14 protein-coding genes are annotated in these 15269 nt (G+C 58.9%); all 14 read left to right on the forward strand.

Features of this window, described 5'->3' with window-relative positions:
• Positions 1–4 precede the first annotated feature (4 nt).
• The 14 genes from IDH41_RS00420 to IDH41_RS00485 all read left to right on the forward strand — a co-directional run bounded on the left by IDH41_RS00420 (position 5) and on the right by IDH41_RS00485 (position 15215).
• Positions 5–1465, forward strand: coding sequence for an extracellular solute-binding protein (locus IDH41_RS00420; RefSeq protein WP_190857251.1), 1461 nt, complete (start codon positions 5–7; stop codon positions 1463–1465).
• Between the two features lie 71 nt (positions 1466–1536).
• Positions 1537–2409, forward strand: coding sequence for an ABC transporter permease subunit (locus IDH41_RS00425; RefSeq protein ID WP_190857253.1), 873 nt, complete (start codon positions 1537–1539; stop codon positions 2407–2409).
• Positions 2410–2418: 9 nt separating this feature from the next.
• Positions 2419–3285 (forward strand): carbohydrate ABC transporter permease, encoded by an 867-nt coding sequence (locus IDH41_RS00430; protein WP_190857255.1) that lies wholly within the window; start codon positions 2419–2421, stop codon positions 3283–3285.
• Between the two features lie 23 nt (positions 3286–3308).
• Positions 3309–4616: a CehA/McbA family metallohydrolase gene (locus tag IDH41_RS00435; RefSeq protein ID WP_190857257.1), complete on the forward strand. Its 1308-nt coding sequence runs from the start codon at positions 3309–3311 to the stop codon at positions 4614–4616.
• 211 nt (positions 4617–4827) lie between these two features.
• A complete protein-coding gene (locus IDH41_RS00440; RefSeq protein ID WP_190857259.1) occupies positions 4828–5691 on the forward strand; it encodes a MurR/RpiR family transcriptional regulator in 864 nt (287 codons plus the stop codon).
• A 211-nt stretch (positions 5692–5902) separates the two neighbouring features.
• On the forward strand, positions 5903–6814 hold the full coding sequence (gene murQ, locus IDH41_RS00445; RefSeq protein WP_190857261.1) for an N-acetylmuramic acid 6-phosphate etherase: 912 nt from the start codon (positions 5903–5905) through the stop codon (positions 6812–6814).
• 45 nt (positions 6815–6859) lie between these two features.
• Complete coding sequence (locus IDH41_RS00450; protein WP_397327244.1) at positions 6860–8308, forward strand: ABC transporter substrate-binding protein; 1449 nt, start codon at positions 6860–6862, stop codon at positions 8306–8308.
• 102 nt (positions 8309–8410) lie between these two features.
• Positions 8411–9313, forward strand: coding sequence for a carbohydrate ABC transporter permease (locus IDH41_RS00455; RefSeq protein ID WP_190857264.1), 903 nt, complete (start codon positions 8411–8413; stop codon positions 9311–9313).
• Positions 9314–9331: 18 nt separating this feature from the next.
• Positions 9332–10192, forward strand: coding sequence for a carbohydrate ABC transporter permease (locus IDH41_RS00460; RefSeq protein WP_190857266.1), 861 nt, complete (start codon positions 9332–9334; stop codon positions 10190–10192).
• Between the two features lie 9 nt (positions 10193–10201).
• Positions 10202–11413, forward strand: coding sequence for an anhydro-N-acetylmuramic acid kinase (locus IDH41_RS00465; RefSeq protein ID WP_190857268.1), 1212 nt, complete (start codon positions 10202–10204; stop codon positions 11411–11413).
• An 18-nt stretch (positions 11414–11431) separates the two neighbouring features.
• Positions 11432–12406: a GNAT family N-acetyltransferase gene (locus IDH41_RS00470; RefSeq protein ID WP_190857270.1), complete on the forward strand. Its 975-nt coding sequence runs from the start codon at positions 11432–11434 to the stop codon at positions 12404–12406.
• Complete coding sequence (locus IDH41_RS00475) at positions 12403–13107, forward strand: PIG-L deacetylase family protein (RefSeq protein ID WP_190857272.1); 705 nt, start codon at positions 12403–12405, stop codon at positions 13105–13107. The genes IDH41_RS00470 and IDH41_RS00475 overlap by 4 nt, the downstream gene beginning before the upstream one ends.
• A 12-nt stretch (positions 13108–13119) precedes the next feature.
• Positions 13120–14259: an exo-beta-N-acetylmuramidase NamZ family protein gene (locus IDH41_RS00480; RefSeq protein WP_190857274.1), complete on the forward strand. Its 1140-nt coding sequence runs from the start codon at positions 13120–13122 to the stop codon at positions 14257–14259.
• A 47-nt stretch (positions 14260–14306) separates the two neighbouring features.
• Entirely contained in the window at positions 14307–15215 is a 909-nt protein-coding gene (locus IDH41_RS00485) for a BadF/BadG/BcrA/BcrD ATPase family protein (protein ID WP_190857276.1), read from the forward strand.
• Positions 15216–15269 lie beyond the last annotated feature (54 nt).

The following is a 15269-nucleotide window of genomic DNA, read 5'->3' on the forward strand; positions in this document are numbered from 1 at the left end:
AAGCATGGTAAAGGGCAAAAAGCTGTTCAGCACGATTATGGCGGTATCTCTCATCGGAGGCGCGCTCGCGGGCTGTTCTTCGAAAGCGGAAAACGGCGCCAACGCCGGTGCCGATACGGGTACGAACGCGGGCGTAACGGCCCCGGCGTCGACGGAGCCGGCCAATAACGAGGAACGCGCGCTGAAAATCATGACGGGGGTCATCGGCGGCAAAACGCCGGAGGAGAACGTCCTGTTCGAGAAGGAAATCGAACGCCTGACGGGCATCAAGGCGACCGTGAACAAGCCGGCCTCCGATTACGACCAGAAGCTTCTCGCGGCGATCGCTTCCGGCGAGAAATACGATCTGCTCCAAATCAGCAAGTCGCAGATGAATAGCTTTATCGATCAAGGCATCCTGACGCCGCTGACCGATCAAGTGACAGGCTCCAAGGTTCTGTCGGACCCGAGCGTTATTCCAACGAACGAGTGGGATCAGCTGAAGACGAAGGATGGCGAAATATACGGCGTATTCACCAAGTATCAGGGAGGAACGATGCCGATCGTCCGCGCGGACTGGCTGACGAAGCTGGAACTGCAAGAGCCGAAGACGCTGGACGAATACTACACGGTGCTTAAAGCCTTCACCGAGCAGGACCCGGACGGCAACGGCAAGAAGGACACGTACGGAGTCAGCACGGCCGGCCTGTACGACGTGCAGGGCTTCTTCAGCGCCGCAGGCCTTAAAGCGCGTTACGTACAAACTTCGGACGGCAAGCTGGACGTTCCGTTTTCGACGGACGCGGCGATTCCGGTCTACGAATGGCTGAACAAGCTGTATAAGGAAGGGATCCTGGATCCGAATTTCGCCACGAACGATTCCGGCAAGATGCGCGACCTGTTCCTCAGCGACCGCGTCGGCATGGTGACGTATTGGGACGCTTGGGTAGGCATGTTCAACAATACGCGCAAGCAACAAGATCCGAATACGACGTTCGAAGCCAAGGCGCTGCCGGGCGTGCCGGACGCGAACGGCAACTATATGCTGCGCAGGGGCGATCCGGACGTATGGGTCATTCCGGTTAACGCGGAGCACCCGAAGACGGCCTTCGAATTTATCGAATGGTGGAACACCAAGGAAGGGATTACGCTCGGAAGCCTCGGCATCAAGGACAACGATTATACGGTCGACAGCGGCGGCAAGCTCACGCTGACCGAGACCGGCGAAGAGCATGCCGGCGACCATGGCGTTCCGTTCTGGTACAACAGCACCGTGGAAGCGCCGTTCGGCAAGCTGCCGGGCGTGCAGGCCGCGCAGGATCTGGTCAATCAGTACGCGACGCTGGAGCTGACGCCGCCGAACTGGGCGGACGCCGAGAAAATCATCAATGAATATTCCTTCAACGCGATCATGGGCGAATTGCCTGCCGCCGATGCGGTCAAGAAGATGCGCGAGGAACTGAAAGCCGCCAATCTGATCGATTAACGGCGGCGCCGGAGGAGGAAGTAGGGCGACTTACTTCCTCTTTATTTTTCCAATAAGGTGGTGACGCTGCCTTGAGAGCCGCGTTCAAGTTCAAGACGCTTTACCTGATGATGGCTCCGATACTGGCCTACTTTGCCATATTTTCGTTCTATCCGCTCGTCCGGGGACTCGTCATCAGCTTTCAGCAGTACCGTCTCATCGGCGACCGGCCTTTCGTCGGTTTCGCCAATTATTCGGACGTGTTAAAGGATCCCGTTCTTTGGGATACCTTCGGGAACACGCTCGTCATCGGCGCCGGCATCTTCGCGCTCAATTTTATATTGCCGATTGTCCTTGCGCTTTCCCTGAACGAGGTGGCGTCGGCTTGGTTCAAGAAGATCACGCAAATGATCGTCTATTTGCCGCATTTATTTTCATGGGTCGTCGTGGGCGGGATGTGGATTCTGATGCTGTCCCCCGACACCGGCGTCGTCAATCAGATCATGATGCTGTTCGGGGCCGATCCGGTCAACTTCCTGTCCTCCGACCGCTTTGCCCGCGCCGTCATGATCCTGACCTCCGGCTGGAAGGAGATGGGCTTCACCTGCATTCTTTATTTGGCTGCGATCGTAGGCATCAATCCGGCGCTTTACGAGGCGGCGCGCATCGACGGAGCCAGCCGCTGGCAGCAGGTCCGCTACGTGACGGTCCCGCTGCTCGTCTCCACCATGAAGGTCGTCGTCATGCTGAATATGCTGGGCATTCTCCGCATGTTCGACCAAATCTTCGTCATGAGCAACGGCGCCATCGCGGATAAGGTCGACGTCATCATGATGTACACCTACCAGCGGGGCATCCTGCAGTTCGAGGTCGGACCGGCGACGGCCGCGGGGTTTCTTATCATATTGGCCACATTTGCGATTACGTACGTAACGAGGGCGGTTATCCGCTATGATGAAGGGTGAGTTAGGCAGATGAAATCCTCCAATCAAACGAGTTGGCAAGGCCGGCTATTCGATATCGTCAACGTCCTGTTCCTGCTTTGTCTCGTCGCCACGATGATCGTGCCGTTCCTGAATACGCTGGCGCTGGCGTTCTCGTCCAATCTCGCTTCCATGCGGCCGGAGATTATTCTATGGCCGAAAGAGTTCAGCCTGGAGGGCTTCTCCACGGTATGGAGCCGGATGCAGCTTTATTTGCCGTTCACGAACAACGTCATCGTGACCTTGGTCGGTACGGCGGGACATGTGCTTCTAAGCTCCATGGCCGGCTATGTGCTTATCCAAAAAGGGCTTCCGGGGAAAAAATGGATGCTGTCCGCCATTCTGCTTACGATGACGGTGCCGGGCGAAGCGATCATGATCCCTCTGTATATCGTGAACAAGGATCTCGGGCTGCTGAACACGTTGTCCGCGCTTATTTTATCGGGCTTCGTATCGGGCTTCAGCGTGCTGCTGATGCGGAATTTCTTCCAGAGCGTCCCTTACGAAATGTCCGAGTCGGCCCGAATCGACGGAGCCGGCGACCTGCGCATCTTTCTAACCATGTACATGCCACTAGCGAAAGCGGGCCTGGCGACGGTTACGTTGTTCGAGTTCGTCAGCCGCTGGAACCAGTTTACGCCGGCGGTGCTTTATCTAAACGACCCTGCCAAGTACACGCTGCAAATCGCGTTAAAATCGCTTATCGTCGATACGGATTCGACCTCGAGCAATTTCATGATCACCACGAACGTCAGAATGGCGGGCATTGTTATCGCGCTCCTTCCGCTTATTGTTATTTATCCCTATGTGCAAAAGTATTTCGTCAAAGGCATTTTTCTAGGCGCTAATAAAGAATAGTAAGCAGACGGGAGGTTGCTGGCATGGCTAAGCAAACGGAGGGACGGCGGACTTCCGCCGTATATGCTCGATATATCGCGCATTCGGAGCAAAGCTCGTACATTGAAATTCCGTTCGAGATGCCGGAGCTGGTCGAGGAAGTCCATGTGCGCTATACGGTCGAGTCGCATGGGGGAGAAGACGCCAAGGCCGTCATCGATCTGGGCGTGCGGGACGGCGCCCGCGTGAGGGGCTGGAGCGGCGGCGCGAGGCGGGAATTCCGCATCGGCCCGGATAAAGCGACGCCGGGTTATTTGCCTGGCCCGCTCGAGCCGGGGGAATGGGCGGTGCTTCATAACGCCTATAAAGTGCCCGAAGAGGGCTGTACGGTAACGGTCGAAGTGACGTTCTCGCAGAGGGCTCCGCGCTGGCTGAAGGGAGACCTTCATACGCACAGCGTGCACAGCGACGGCGCCTACACCCTGGAGGAGAATGCGGCCATCATGGAGAGCCTGGGCTGCGACTTCATCGCGATGACCGACCATAACACGAGCAGCCAGAATCTGGCTTACCCGCGCCAGACATCGGTGCTGATGATTCCGGGAACGGAGTTTACGACGAATTTCGGCCACGCCAATTTTATCGGGGCAACCGACCCGATGCACGACTTCCGCGTATCGGATATGTCCGGCGTGCGGGAAAAGTTCCGGATCGCGCGCGAGCGGGGGGCGAGGACCGTGCTCAACCATCCGCACTGCGACTATTGTCCGTGGGAATGGGATTTCGCCGTGGATCACGATTGGGTGGAGGTATGGAACGGCCCGTGGACGGAGCGGAACGGACGCGCCCTGGCCTGGTGGCAGGAGCAGCTGGCTTCGGGTAGAAGGCTCGTCGCCGTAGGCGGCAGCGACGTGCATCGACCGGATCCTTACGTGAAGCATGCGATGCCGTGCGTATGGGTGAGGGCGGAGGAGAAAACCGTGCGAGAGGTGCTCAGCGGCATCGACCGGGGCCATGTCGTCATTACGTATGCGCCGGACGGACCGTTCGTCAGGATGCAGTGCGGCGATTACGGCGTCGGCGACGCCGTGCCTTACGGGAATCCCGGCCGAGAGGTCCTGATGCAATTCGAAGATTTGCTTGCCGGCGACCTGGTCCGCGTCTACAGCGAGCGCGGCGTGGAACTGGAAGCGGCGGCTCCCTTGGACGGCGAGTGGGAGCTGACGGCGGACGGCGAAGAACGACTTTTTTTGCGGACGGAAGTGTGGCGGTATTTCGAGCAGGCCGGCGATAGGAGGCTGGCGGCGATGACGAATCCGATTTATTTCGATTCGCGGGAAGAGGAGGAATGAGCCTATGACCGGTATATAGCGGAGTAAGGACAAGTAAAGGACGAAGAGGCTCTCGCAACAGGCGGGAGTTTTCTTGCGTTAATAGACAAACTTGAGTCTTGTCAATTTTCGTGAAACCGCTTATAGTATAATTAAATATTTCATAAACATGGTTATTTTCTGGAGTAAAAAATCATAGGGTTAACGAAAAGGGGGTATCGCTTACGCAGTTATGGCGATCAACGACAACGTGCTCATTAAAATCCGCGATATGAGAGACAGCTTGACCCCGGTTGAGAAAATGGTGGCCGATTACATCCTGACCAATCTGGAGGAAATTCCCCTTCTTTCCGTCAAGGAGCTGGCGAAGCTGAGCAAAACAAGCGACGCTTCGGTGCTTCGATTTTGCAAGAGCATGGGCTACGGCGGTTACCGCAATTTTATTGTAAGCGTCTCCGCCTCGCTGGGCTCGATGGATGACGAGCAAAGGGACCGATATACCGACATTCGCCCGGGCGACAGCTTATCCACGATTATCGCCAATATTTCGCTGAACAACAGCAAGTCGATCGAAGACACGCTTAGCGTCATCGACCGGGAACAGGTCGCGCGCGCCGTGGAGGCGATCGGCAAATGCAGCCGGATCGCGTTGTTCGGAGTGGGCGCTTCGGGCCTCGTCTGCCGGGACGCGGAGCAGAAGTTTTCGCGCATCAACAAAATATGCCATGCCTACACGGACGGGCACAGCCAGCTGACGGCGGCCACCCTGCTCGGCCATAACGACGTGGCCGTCTTTATTTCCAATTCCGGCAGCACGTCCGATATTCTGGAAGCGCTTGACATCGCCGCGAAGAACGGCTGCACGACCGTTTCCATCACGAAGCACAGCAAGAGCGAGCTGGCGGAGAACACCGACATCGTGCTGAGCATCTCCACGCCGGAAATTACGTTCCGCAGCGGGGCAATGGGCTCGCGCATCGCGATGCTGACGGTCGTCGACATGCTGTTCGCCGGGGTGGCCAGCGCGGAATACGATCAGGTGAAGAAGTATTTAACGAAAACGCATAACGTGCTAGCCGTCAAACATCGCAAATAATCCATAGAAGCATCGGTTCAGCCTGATTGGAGGCCGCTGCTTTTTTTGCGCCGAACGTTGGATTAAAAAATCAAAAAATAACATCGAAATAAAATTATATTTCAAAATCTATTGACAGAGTCGGAGGTCCCTCTTAATATAAACATTACAAAAGCGATGTTAGAGAATGTGACAATCATCTGACACGCTAAAGGTGGGAGATTGAAGCCGTATGGATGAGCACTTTGCGGAACTGACGACGGAGAAAATCAATCCGAACACGCAAATGATCGATGAATGCACGACGGAAGAGATGCTTGTCCTCTTCAATCGGGAGGATGCCTCGGTTCCTGCCGCGGTAGCCGCGGAAATTCCGCAAATCGCCAAGGCGGTAGACATTCTTCATCGTCGGCTCAAGGACGGCGGCAGAATGTTTTATATAGGCGCCGGCACCTCGGGAAGATTGGGTGTACTCGACGCGTCCGAGTGTCCGCCCACCTTCGGGACGGACCCCGAGCTGGTGCAGGGGTTCATCGCGGGCGGGGATACGGCGCTGCGTACTGCAGTAGAAGGATTCGAAGACAGCGAGGAGGAGGGGATCGCGTTAATCGAGCGATGCGGGGTGACCGACAAGGATGTCGTCGTCGGCATCTCCGCCAGCGGCAGCGCCGCTTTCGTCATCGCCGGCTTGAAGAAATCCGCCGAGATTGGAGCCGCAACGATCGGCGTCGTGAACAACAAGCGGTCGAAATTGTCGGAAATTTGCGACGTATGCATCGCTCCCGTCGTCGGGCCGGAGGTCATTATGGGCTCTACCCGGATGAAAGCGGGAACGGCGCAGAAGCTGGTGCTCAACATGCTGACGACCGGCACCATGGTGAAGCTGGGCAAGACGTACAACAATCTGATGGTCGATTTGAAGGCCAGCAACAAGAAGCTGATCGACCGGTCCGTCCGGATCATCCAGAGCGCGACGGGCTCGGATGCCCGGAAAGCGGCGGAATATTTGCATCTGGCGTCCATGAACTGCAAGCTGGCGATCATGATGATGAAGAGCGGGCTTGGCAAGCAAGAGGCGGAGCAGGCGCTCAAGGCTTGCGACGGCAGCCTGAAGGCGGCCGTTCGCATAAGCGCGGCGAAATAAAAAACCTGCGCAAGACATAACCAACGAAACCTACGGGGGAGGAAGATGGTTTTGACTAACAAAATTCGCGTGTTTGCTTCTGTATTGGCACTAACGGTATCGCTCTCGGCCTTATCCGCATGTTCATCCGGCAATAACGGCGGCAACGGCCCGGGCGCTTCGGCGTCGAACGACCCGGGCGCGGCGGTGGATGCCAAGGACACGATTACGGCGCTCCTGCCGCCGGTATCGGCCAACTACCAAAGCAATTTCGATCAGATGGAAACGGACTTTAACAAGCTTTATCCCAATTTGACGCTGCAGATCGAACCGGCCAGCTGGGAGGATATTACGCAGAAGCTCGATACGCAGGTGAACGCGGGCAGCCCGCCTGACATCGCGTTTATCGGCTCGGACGGCATTTCCAAATACGTCGAGCAAGGCATGCTGATGGACATTACGGCGGAGGCGACTTCGGACATAATCGGCGACTTCGACCCGGTGCCGCTGGATTATATGAAGAACGGCTCCGGCCTGTACGGCTTCCCGGCTTACATGTCGATCCATGCGCTTGGCGGCAACAAGCAGTTTCTGGAGGAAGCCGGCATCGACTGGAAGAGCGTTCAGCAGAACGGCTGGACGTACGGGGAGTTCCGCGAAGCGATCAAGATGGGCGTCGTGTCGAGCGGCGGCGCGACGTCGCGTTACGGCTTCGTATTCGCGACTTCCGGCGTAACGGCGAAGGACTACCTGAACATCCTGATCAAGAACGCGGGCATGCCCGCGGCATTCGATAAGGACCTGAAATACGCTTACACGAGCCAAAACTATCTCGGCGTGCTGAAAGCGGTGCGCGAGCTGATCGACGACGGCTCGATGCCGAAGGAGCTGAGCTCGGTCGATGCCGGCAAGCGCTGGAACATGTTCCTGACCGGTCAAACGATGATTACGGGCAAAGGGCTTGCGACGTTCGAAAATTCGGCGAAAACGAACAACAAAAAAATCGAAGCGGCCGACGGAGCGGTCGAGGGCAGCATTCCGGTCGATTACGTCGTCCTTCCGGTTCCGACGTTCGCCGGCGCCGATCCGGTGGCAAGCGCGGCGGTAGACGGCTACGTGACGTTCCGCGGCAAAAAAGAGCCGACGGAGGAGCATAAAGCAAACGTGGCGAAGGCGGCCTATTTCCTTGCGAGCGGCAAAATCGCGGCAACGACGAACACCGAGCTGCTGGTCGAACAAATTACCGACTCCGGCAGAGCGGCCGCCGAGAGCCTGACCGTGGAACGCGACCCGGACAACGCCGCGGCGTCGCAGCGCCTGCAGTCCATTGCCTCCCCCGCCCGTCCGGATATTCCGGCCGAACTCGGAGCGGAAGCGATCAAGCTCGAAGACGAGGTCATCATTCCGAAATTCCAGGCGCTGCTCGCGGACGAGATTACGCCGGAGGAAATGTTCGAAGCCTTGAAGAAAGCGGCCGTCGAAGCGTTCGGGGAAGACGGCGTCGTTACGGAATAAGCAGCGATCGGATAGCCGCGCGGGCATTGCCTTGCGGCTATCCGGCCTCATCAAGCTTGCCCGGTACCGGAGAACCGGGTTTGAAGAGAGGAGTCCGGCATGATGGCTCGGTTGGCAAGGATAGTCAAGAAACGAATAGTTAGCGGTGACGGAGGTTGGGCTTACGCGTTTATCGCGGTTGCGCTGGTCGTGTTCGCGCTTTTTACGGCGTACCCGGTCATCCACGCGTTTATGATCAGCTTTCAGGAATACAAGCCGCTCGGTTCGACCTACGTCGGCTTCGATAATTACGTCCATTCGTTCGAAGACGAGTTGTTCTGGAAATCGATCAAAAACACGATCGTTTATACGGCGCTGACGGTACCGGTTAACCTGCTCTTGTCCTTTGGCGTGGCGATTCTCATCCTGCCTCTGAAAAAATGGCTTCAAACGTCGTTTAAAGCCGTGTATTACTTGCCCGCCGTCGCTTCGGGCGTAGCGCTGTCCGTCGTATGGCTGTGGATATTCGATCCGCTGCAGTCGGGCATCCTGAACCAGGCGGCAGCCTTCTTCGGAATCGGCAATCAGAACTGGCTTGGCACCAGCGCGACATCGATGTTCTCGCTCGTCCTGATGGCGTGGCTGTCCAGCCACGGTACAAGCATTATCATTTACTTGGCCGCTTTGATCGGCATCGATAACAGCTATTACGAAGCGGCGGAGCTTGACGGCGCGTCCTTCTTCCAGAAGCTGTCGTACATCGTCATTCCGTTTATGAAACCAACGACATTGTTCCTGCTGGTTACGGGCATTATCGGCTCCTTCCAGGTGTTCCAGAATGCGTACCTGATGACCGGCGGCGGGCCGGACAACGCGACGACGATGGTCGGCCTGCTTATTTTCAACAATGCGTTCAAATATTTCGAGTTCGGCGAAGCGTCCGCGCAAGCGCTAATCTTAACGGTCATTATTGCCATCATCTCTTTTATCCAATTCAAATTCCTTGGCAATGACGTGGAATATTAAGGGGAGGGGAGAGACGGCATGGCCTTGTTCAAACGGCATACGAATCGCAAATCGATTCTGTACATCCGCAACGGAATCATTATCATCGTCTTGCTCGCATTCGCGCTGGCCACCCTTTTTCCGATTTACTTCATGATCATCTCCTCGTTCGGCGATCCGATCGAGGCGGGCGCGGCCAGCTATACGTTATGGCCCGACAAGTTTACGCTGGCGTCCTACAAATTTTTCTTCGATTATAGCGAGCATTCCTACCGCTGGCTGATCAACTCGTTCGTCGTGGCGGCCTGCGTGACGGTATCGAACGTCCTGTTCGCAAGCCTCGCGGGTTACGCGTTCTCCAAGATCCGATTCCGGGGCCGCAGCGTTCTGTTCGCCGTCCTGCTGTGCGCCATGATGATTCCTTACCAGGTGACGCAGGTTCCGCTCTACATTCTGATCGTCAATATTTTTCAGATCGAAAATACGTATGCCGCGCTTATTGCGCCAAGCCTCGTGACGGTGTACAACATCTTCCTGGCGAAGCAGTTCATCTCCTCCATTCCGACGGAAATAATCGAAAGCGCCAAGGTGGAAGGCTGCAGCCAGTGGAAGATTTACGCCAAAATCATCCTGCCGCTTTCCAAAACCGTCATGGCCGTCATGGCGATTCTGACTTTCATGGAAAGCTGGAACACGTTCTTCTGGCCGTTCCTCGTCACGAATACGATGGAGATGCAAACGATCCAGGTCGGCTTGAAAAATTTCCGGTTCGCCAATACGACCTACTTCGCGCCGATGATGGCCGGAGCGACGATATCGGCCGTACCGATGTTCATTCTGTTCTTTAGCCTGCAAAAATATTTCCTCGAAGGCGTTACCGTCGGAGCGGTGAAAGGATAGGTGGCGGACATGGATCATGCCAGCCGCAGCTTGCGGCGTTACGCGGTCGGCCTTATGTCGGGAACGTCCGCGGACGGCATCGACGCGGCTGTCGTCGCGATCGAAGACGGCCCCGGCGCGAGGCTCCGGGCGGAGCTGATCGCCTTCGAGAACCGGCCTTACCCGGCGGCTGTCAGAGAGGAACTATTCGCGCTGTTCGATCCGCGGCGGGCAACGGTCGACCGGGTCGGCCGGATGAACGTCCTGCTCGGCGAATTGTACGCCGAAGCGGCGCTGTCGGTCATTGCCGCCGCTGGGCTGTCGCGCGCGGGCATCGCCGTAGTCGGCTCGCACGGCCAGACGATATGGCATGCGCCGGAGACGGAGCGCGCGTTCGGTTACGACATCTCCTTCACGGTGCAGATCGGCGAAGGAGCGGTGATCGCCGCCCGCACGGGAATCCCGTGCGTATCCGACTTCCGCGTCGCCGACATGGCCGCCCGGGGCCAAGGCGCCCCGCTCGTCCCGTTCACCGAATATTTGCTGTACGGGGAGCGGGGGCGTACGCTGCTGCTGCAAAACATCGGCGGCATCGGCAATATGACGGTGCTTCCGGCCGGCGGCTCCGCGGATCAAGTATTCGCCTTCGACACCGGCCCGGGCAACATGCTGATCGACGGCCTGGCATCGAGGCTTTATCCGGGGCTTGCGATGGATAAAGACGGCGCGCTTGCCCGCCAAGGCGTGGCGAACGAAGCGCTGCTCGAGGAGCTGCGGCGGGAGCCTTATTACGGGCTGCCTTTGCCGAAGACGACGGGGCGGGAGCGGTTCGGCGCTCCTTACACCGATAAGCTGCTCGCGTACGGGGCGGAGCACGGCGTATCCGGCGTCGACCTGATCGCGTCGGTTACGCAGCTGACCGCGTGGTCCATCGGCGACGCGTACCGGCGTTACGTGCGCGACCGTTACGCGGCTGAGGTTCTGATCGTCGGCGGGGGAGGCAGCTACAACCCGGTGCTGATGGACTTTCTGAAGCGGGAAATGGAGCCGCTCGGCGTGATCGTGCAGACGCAGGAGGAGGTCGGCGGCAGCAGCGATGCGAAGGAAGCGGTCGCTTTCGCGCTGCTTGCCGACTACGCGATCGCGGGGCGGCCGAACAATTTGCCGTCCGTGACGGGAGCCGGGCGCCCCGTCGTCATGGGCAAAATATCGTATTCATTCCGACCGCCCGTCGGCGGCTAACGAATCGAGGCGATGGAGATGGTTGTCGAAGCTTGGGATGAGCGTTACGCGAGAGGCGTAATCGCGTTATGGAACGAGGAAGCCGTCCGGGACGGCTACAAGGAGCTGGACGCGGACAGCTTCAATCGGATTTTCACGGGCAATCCGTACTTCGACCCCGGGGCGGCGTTCGTGTGGCTTGACGGACGGGACGTGGCCGGCTTTGCATGCGGCTGCACGGGCGACGATCTGCCATTGGGCGACAAGGCCGGGTATATTACCTGCATCGTGCTGCGGCAGGGACATGCGACTGCCGCGAATTATAGAAGTCTGCTTGACGCGCTTGAGGCTCGATTCGCCGAGCTGGGCAAGACGCAGGCCGACGTATTGTTTTTTAACCCGATGCAGCTGCCTTGGTACATCCCGGATACGCCAGGCCACGAGCATAACAACGCGCCGGGCGTGCCGGTCGGCAGCGGGCTTCACCGGTTTCTGCTGGATGAAGGGTATGCGGAGCGGGCGGTGGAGCAGGCCATGTATTTGGAGTTGTCCGGCTTTGCCCCTCCGGAGGATATCCGGCTGAAGGAAACGGCGGCCTCCGAGCAAGGCTACGCGGTCGGCGTATTCGCCTCCGGCGAGGTCGGCGGCATCGCCGAAATGCTGGACGGCCTCGGCAATCCGCTCTGGACGGAGGAGATTGCTCGTTGCGCGGCGGAGGGGACCCCGGTCGTATACGCGGCCAAGGACGGCCTGGCGGCCGGCTTTGCCGGGCCGGTCATCCGCCAGCCGAACGGGTGGGGCTACTTCGCCGGCATCGGCGTCCATCCGGACCATGAAGGGCACGGTCTCGGAACACTGTTGTTTTTTAAGCTGTGCGAAGCATTTCGCGCGATCGGAACGCCTTATATGTCTTTATACACGGGAAGCGCGAACCCGGCCGCCCGCATTTACGAGAAGGCCGGATTCCGTACCGTCAAACATTTTGCCGTCATGCGGAAGGAGCTGTTCAAATGAACGTTGAAAAACAAACGATACTCGCGATCGGCGGGCATGTCGGCGATATGGAGCTGACGGCGGGCGGCGTTCTCGCCGGCCATTCGTTGCGAGGGGACCGCATCGTCACGCTGGCGCTGACGGCGGGCGAGCGAGGCGCGCCGGCCGGCCGCGAGGTCGGCGAATACCGCGAGCAGAAGGTGCGGGAGGCGAAGGAATTCGCCGAATTGCTGGGCGGGACCGCTATCGTATTCGATACCCCGGACGGCGAGCTGCTTAATAACGAGGAGAATCGTCTCCAGGTATGCGACGTGATCCGGGAAGCGAAGCCGAACGCGATCATTACGCATTTTAAAAGCAGCATGCACAAGGACCACGACACGACGCATCGGATCGTGACCGACGCGCGGTATTACGCGGCGCTCGGGCCGCTCAAGCGAGAGCTGCCCGCGCATTTCGCCTCCAGGCTTTATTACGCCGAGAACTGGGAAGACGCGGTCGATTACAAGCCGTACGTCTACGTCGATTTCGACCAGGCGGCCTTTGACCTGTGGGTGGAGGCGGTATCCAGGCACTGGTTCGTTACGGGGAGCCCATCGTTCCCTTATCTCGAGTACTACAAGCATCTCGCCCGGGTTCGCGGCATCGAAGCGCGCAAGTTGTACGCGGAGACGTTCATGGTTCCGCCGGAAACGCTGCGCGTGCTGAAGTCCGAGCTGTAGGAGGGCGGGGCCATGGTGAAGAACGGCATCGACGGCATAACGGAACAAGCGGCTTTATTCAAAGGCAAACGGCTGGGGCTCATTACGGCGCCGACCGGCATGAACGCCGAGTTCGTATCGTCCATCCAGCTTTTGCGCGACCGTTACGAGCTCGCGGCCTTGTTCTCGCCGGAGCACGGGGTGCGCGGCGATATCGCCGCCGGAGGGATGGTGGAGACGTACGCCGATCCTTGCACGGGCGTGCCGGTATACAGCCTGTACCGCAAAGATTCGAAGCGGATGACGGCCGGCATGCTGGACGCCGTCGATATGGTCGTCTACGATATTCAAGACGTGGGCGTCCGCTATTATACGTTTATTTCCACGATGCTGCTTGCTTTGGAGGATTGCGCGAAGGCGGGCAAGCCTTTCGTCGTGCTGGACCGGGTTAATCCGCTGGACGGCGCCGCCGTCGAAGGGAACGTGCTGAAACCGGGCTATGAATCGTTTGTCGGGCATTACCCGCTGCCGGTTCGTTACGGCCTTACGGCGGGCGAGGCGGCCGTCATGGCGAACGACCAAATGGGCTTGAAGGCCGATCTGCACGTCGTCCGCTGCCAAGGCTGGGACCGCAATATGCAGTTCCCGGACACCGGCATGCTATGGGTGCCTCCATCGCTTGGCCTTCCGCGTTTCGAAACGGCGCTGCTCTATCCCGGCACCTGCCTGTTTGAAGGCACGAACGTATCCGAAGGACGCGGAACGGCGCTTCCGTTCGAGATGATCGGCGCGCCGTTTATCGATTCGCAGCGGCTGGCGGACGAGATGAACGCCCGGCGGCAGCCGGGCGTCCGGTTCCGTCCCGTTTATTTCAAGCCGGCGGCCTCCAAGCATGCAGGAGAGCTGTGCGGCGGCGTGCAGGCGCATGTAACGGACCGGCGCGCGATCCGGCCGCTCGACGTCGGAGTAACGCTTCTGTATACGATTAAGAAGCTATTCGAGCCGTTTGCGTTTCTGCCGCCGATCCGGGAAGGCTCCCGGCCTTTCATCGATTTGTTGGGCGGGGACAGCCAGTACCGCGCGGAAGACGCCACGCCGGAGACGCTGCTGGAGAGGTTTCGGGAGGAAAGCGGCCGGTTTGCGGAAACGAAACGGCAGTACCATTTGTACTAGGGCGGCGATGATTGCGGCTGTGCCGCACGGGAGGCGTGAAGACGATAATGAGATACGTAGCCGGGTTGGACGGCGGCGGAACAAAAACCGCGGGAGCCGTCGCCGACGAGCGGGGAAACCTCATCGGCGCGTTTACGTTCGGGGCGATTAATTTGAACGGCCGCGACGAAGCCGGCATCCGCGGCAGCGTCCGGGAGATGATGGCGGCAATCGGCGGCTTATGCGGCGGTCTCGAGCATTGCGCGCATATTTGCATCGGCGCGGCCGGCGTAAGCAATCCGACCGCCGGCTCCCGGCTGACCGCCATGGTCAGGGAGTTCGGCTATGCGGGAGGGCTGACTATTACCGGCGACCATGAGACGGCGATGTACGGCTCGCTCGAGGGCGCTTCCGGCATCCTTCTCATCGCGGGAACGGGCTCGATATGCTTCGGGCGCAACGGGAACGGGGCGGAGCACCGGACGGGAGGCGGCGGGCATCTGATCGACGACGAAGGCAGCGGCTACAGCATCGGCCGCGATTTGATCGCGGCAACGCTTAAAGCGCACGACGGCCGGATCGCGAACCGGCATATCGCCCCGATGGTATTCGCGAGGCTTGGCGTGGAGTCGGTGAGGGAGTTGATCGGCTTCGTGTACGATCCGAGGACGAACAAAAAAGACATTGCCGCGCTTGCTCCGCTTCTCTCCGAGCTGTGCGCGCTTGGCGACGAGGAGGCTCATGCCATCGCGCGGCGAAGCGCAGGCGCCTTGTACGAATTGGTCGTTCCCGTCGCGGAGAAGCTGTCTCTGCAGGACGGCGAGCTTGCGCTGACGGGCGGCGTCCTTACGGGGAACGCCGACGTGCGCGCTTCGCTCGTCGCGCTGCTTGGGCGTCGATATCCGCGGCTTAATTGCATCGCGCCGAGGCGCGATGCCGCATTCGGCGCGGTACTCATAGCGCTTGAGAAGCTGTGAGCCTGGCTGCCGCCAGAGGGACAATTAGACAAGAAGACTTAAATGCTCCAGCGG

Origin of the sequence: Paenibacillus arenilitoris (assembly GCF_014705655.1) — a bacterium.
Classification (GTDB): domain Bacteria; phylum Bacillota; class Bacilli; order Paenibacillales; family Paenibacillaceae; genus Pristimantibacillus; species Pristimantibacillus arenilitoris.

Excerpts from the sequence above, each read along its gene's own strand:
- IDH41_RS00420 (WP_190857251.1), top strand. The coding sequence starts at position 5 with ATGGTAAAGGGCAAAAAGCTGTTCAGCACGATTATGGCGGTATCTCTC.
- IDH41_RS00430 (WP_190857255.1), top strand. The coding sequence starts at position 2,419 with ATGAAATCCTCCAATCAAACGAGTTGGCAAGGCCGGCTATTCGATATC.
- IDH41_RS00435 (WP_190857257.1), top strand. The coding sequence starts at position 3,309 with ATGGCTAAGCAAACGGAGGGACGGCGGACTTCCGCCGTATATGCTCGA.
- IDH41_RS00440 (WP_190857259.1), top strand. The coding sequence starts at position 4,828 with ATGGCGATCAACGACAACGTGCTCATTAAAATCCGCGATATGAGAGAC.
- murQ (WP_190857261.1), top strand. The coding sequence starts at position 5,903 with ATGGATGAGCACTTTGCGGAACTGACGACGGAGAAAATCAATCCGAAC.
- IDH41_RS00450 (WP_397327244.1), top strand. The coding sequence starts at position 6,860 with ATGGTTTTGACTAACAAAATTCGCGTGTTTGCTTCTGTATTGGCACTA.
- IDH41_RS00455 (WP_190857264.1), top strand. The coding sequence starts at position 8,411 with ATGGCTCGGTTGGCAAGGATAGTCAAGAAACGAATAGTTAGCGGTGAC.
- IDH41_RS00460 (WP_190857266.1), top strand. The coding sequence starts at position 9,332 with ATGGCCTTGTTCAAACGGCATACGAATCGCAAATCGATTCTGTACATC.
- IDH41_RS00465 (WP_190857268.1), top strand. The coding sequence starts at position 10,202 with ATGGATCATGCCAGCCGCAGCTTGCGGCGTTACGCGGTCGGCCTTATG.
- IDH41_RS00470 (WP_190857270.1), top strand. The coding sequence starts at position 11,432 with ATGGTTGTCGAAGCTTGGGATGAGCGTTACGCGAGAGGCGTAATCGCG.
- IDH41_RS00475 (WP_190857272.1), top strand. The coding sequence starts at position 12,403 with ATGAACGTTGAAAAACAAACGATACTCGCGATCGGCGGGCATGTCGGC.
- IDH41_RS00480 (WP_190857274.1), top strand. The coding sequence starts at position 13,120 with ATGGTGAAGAACGGCATCGACGGCATAACGGAACAAGCGGCTTTATTC.
- IDH41_RS00485 (WP_190857276.1), top strand. The coding sequence starts at position 14,307 with ATGAGATACGTAGCCGGGTTGGACGGCGGCGGAACAAAAACCGCGGGA.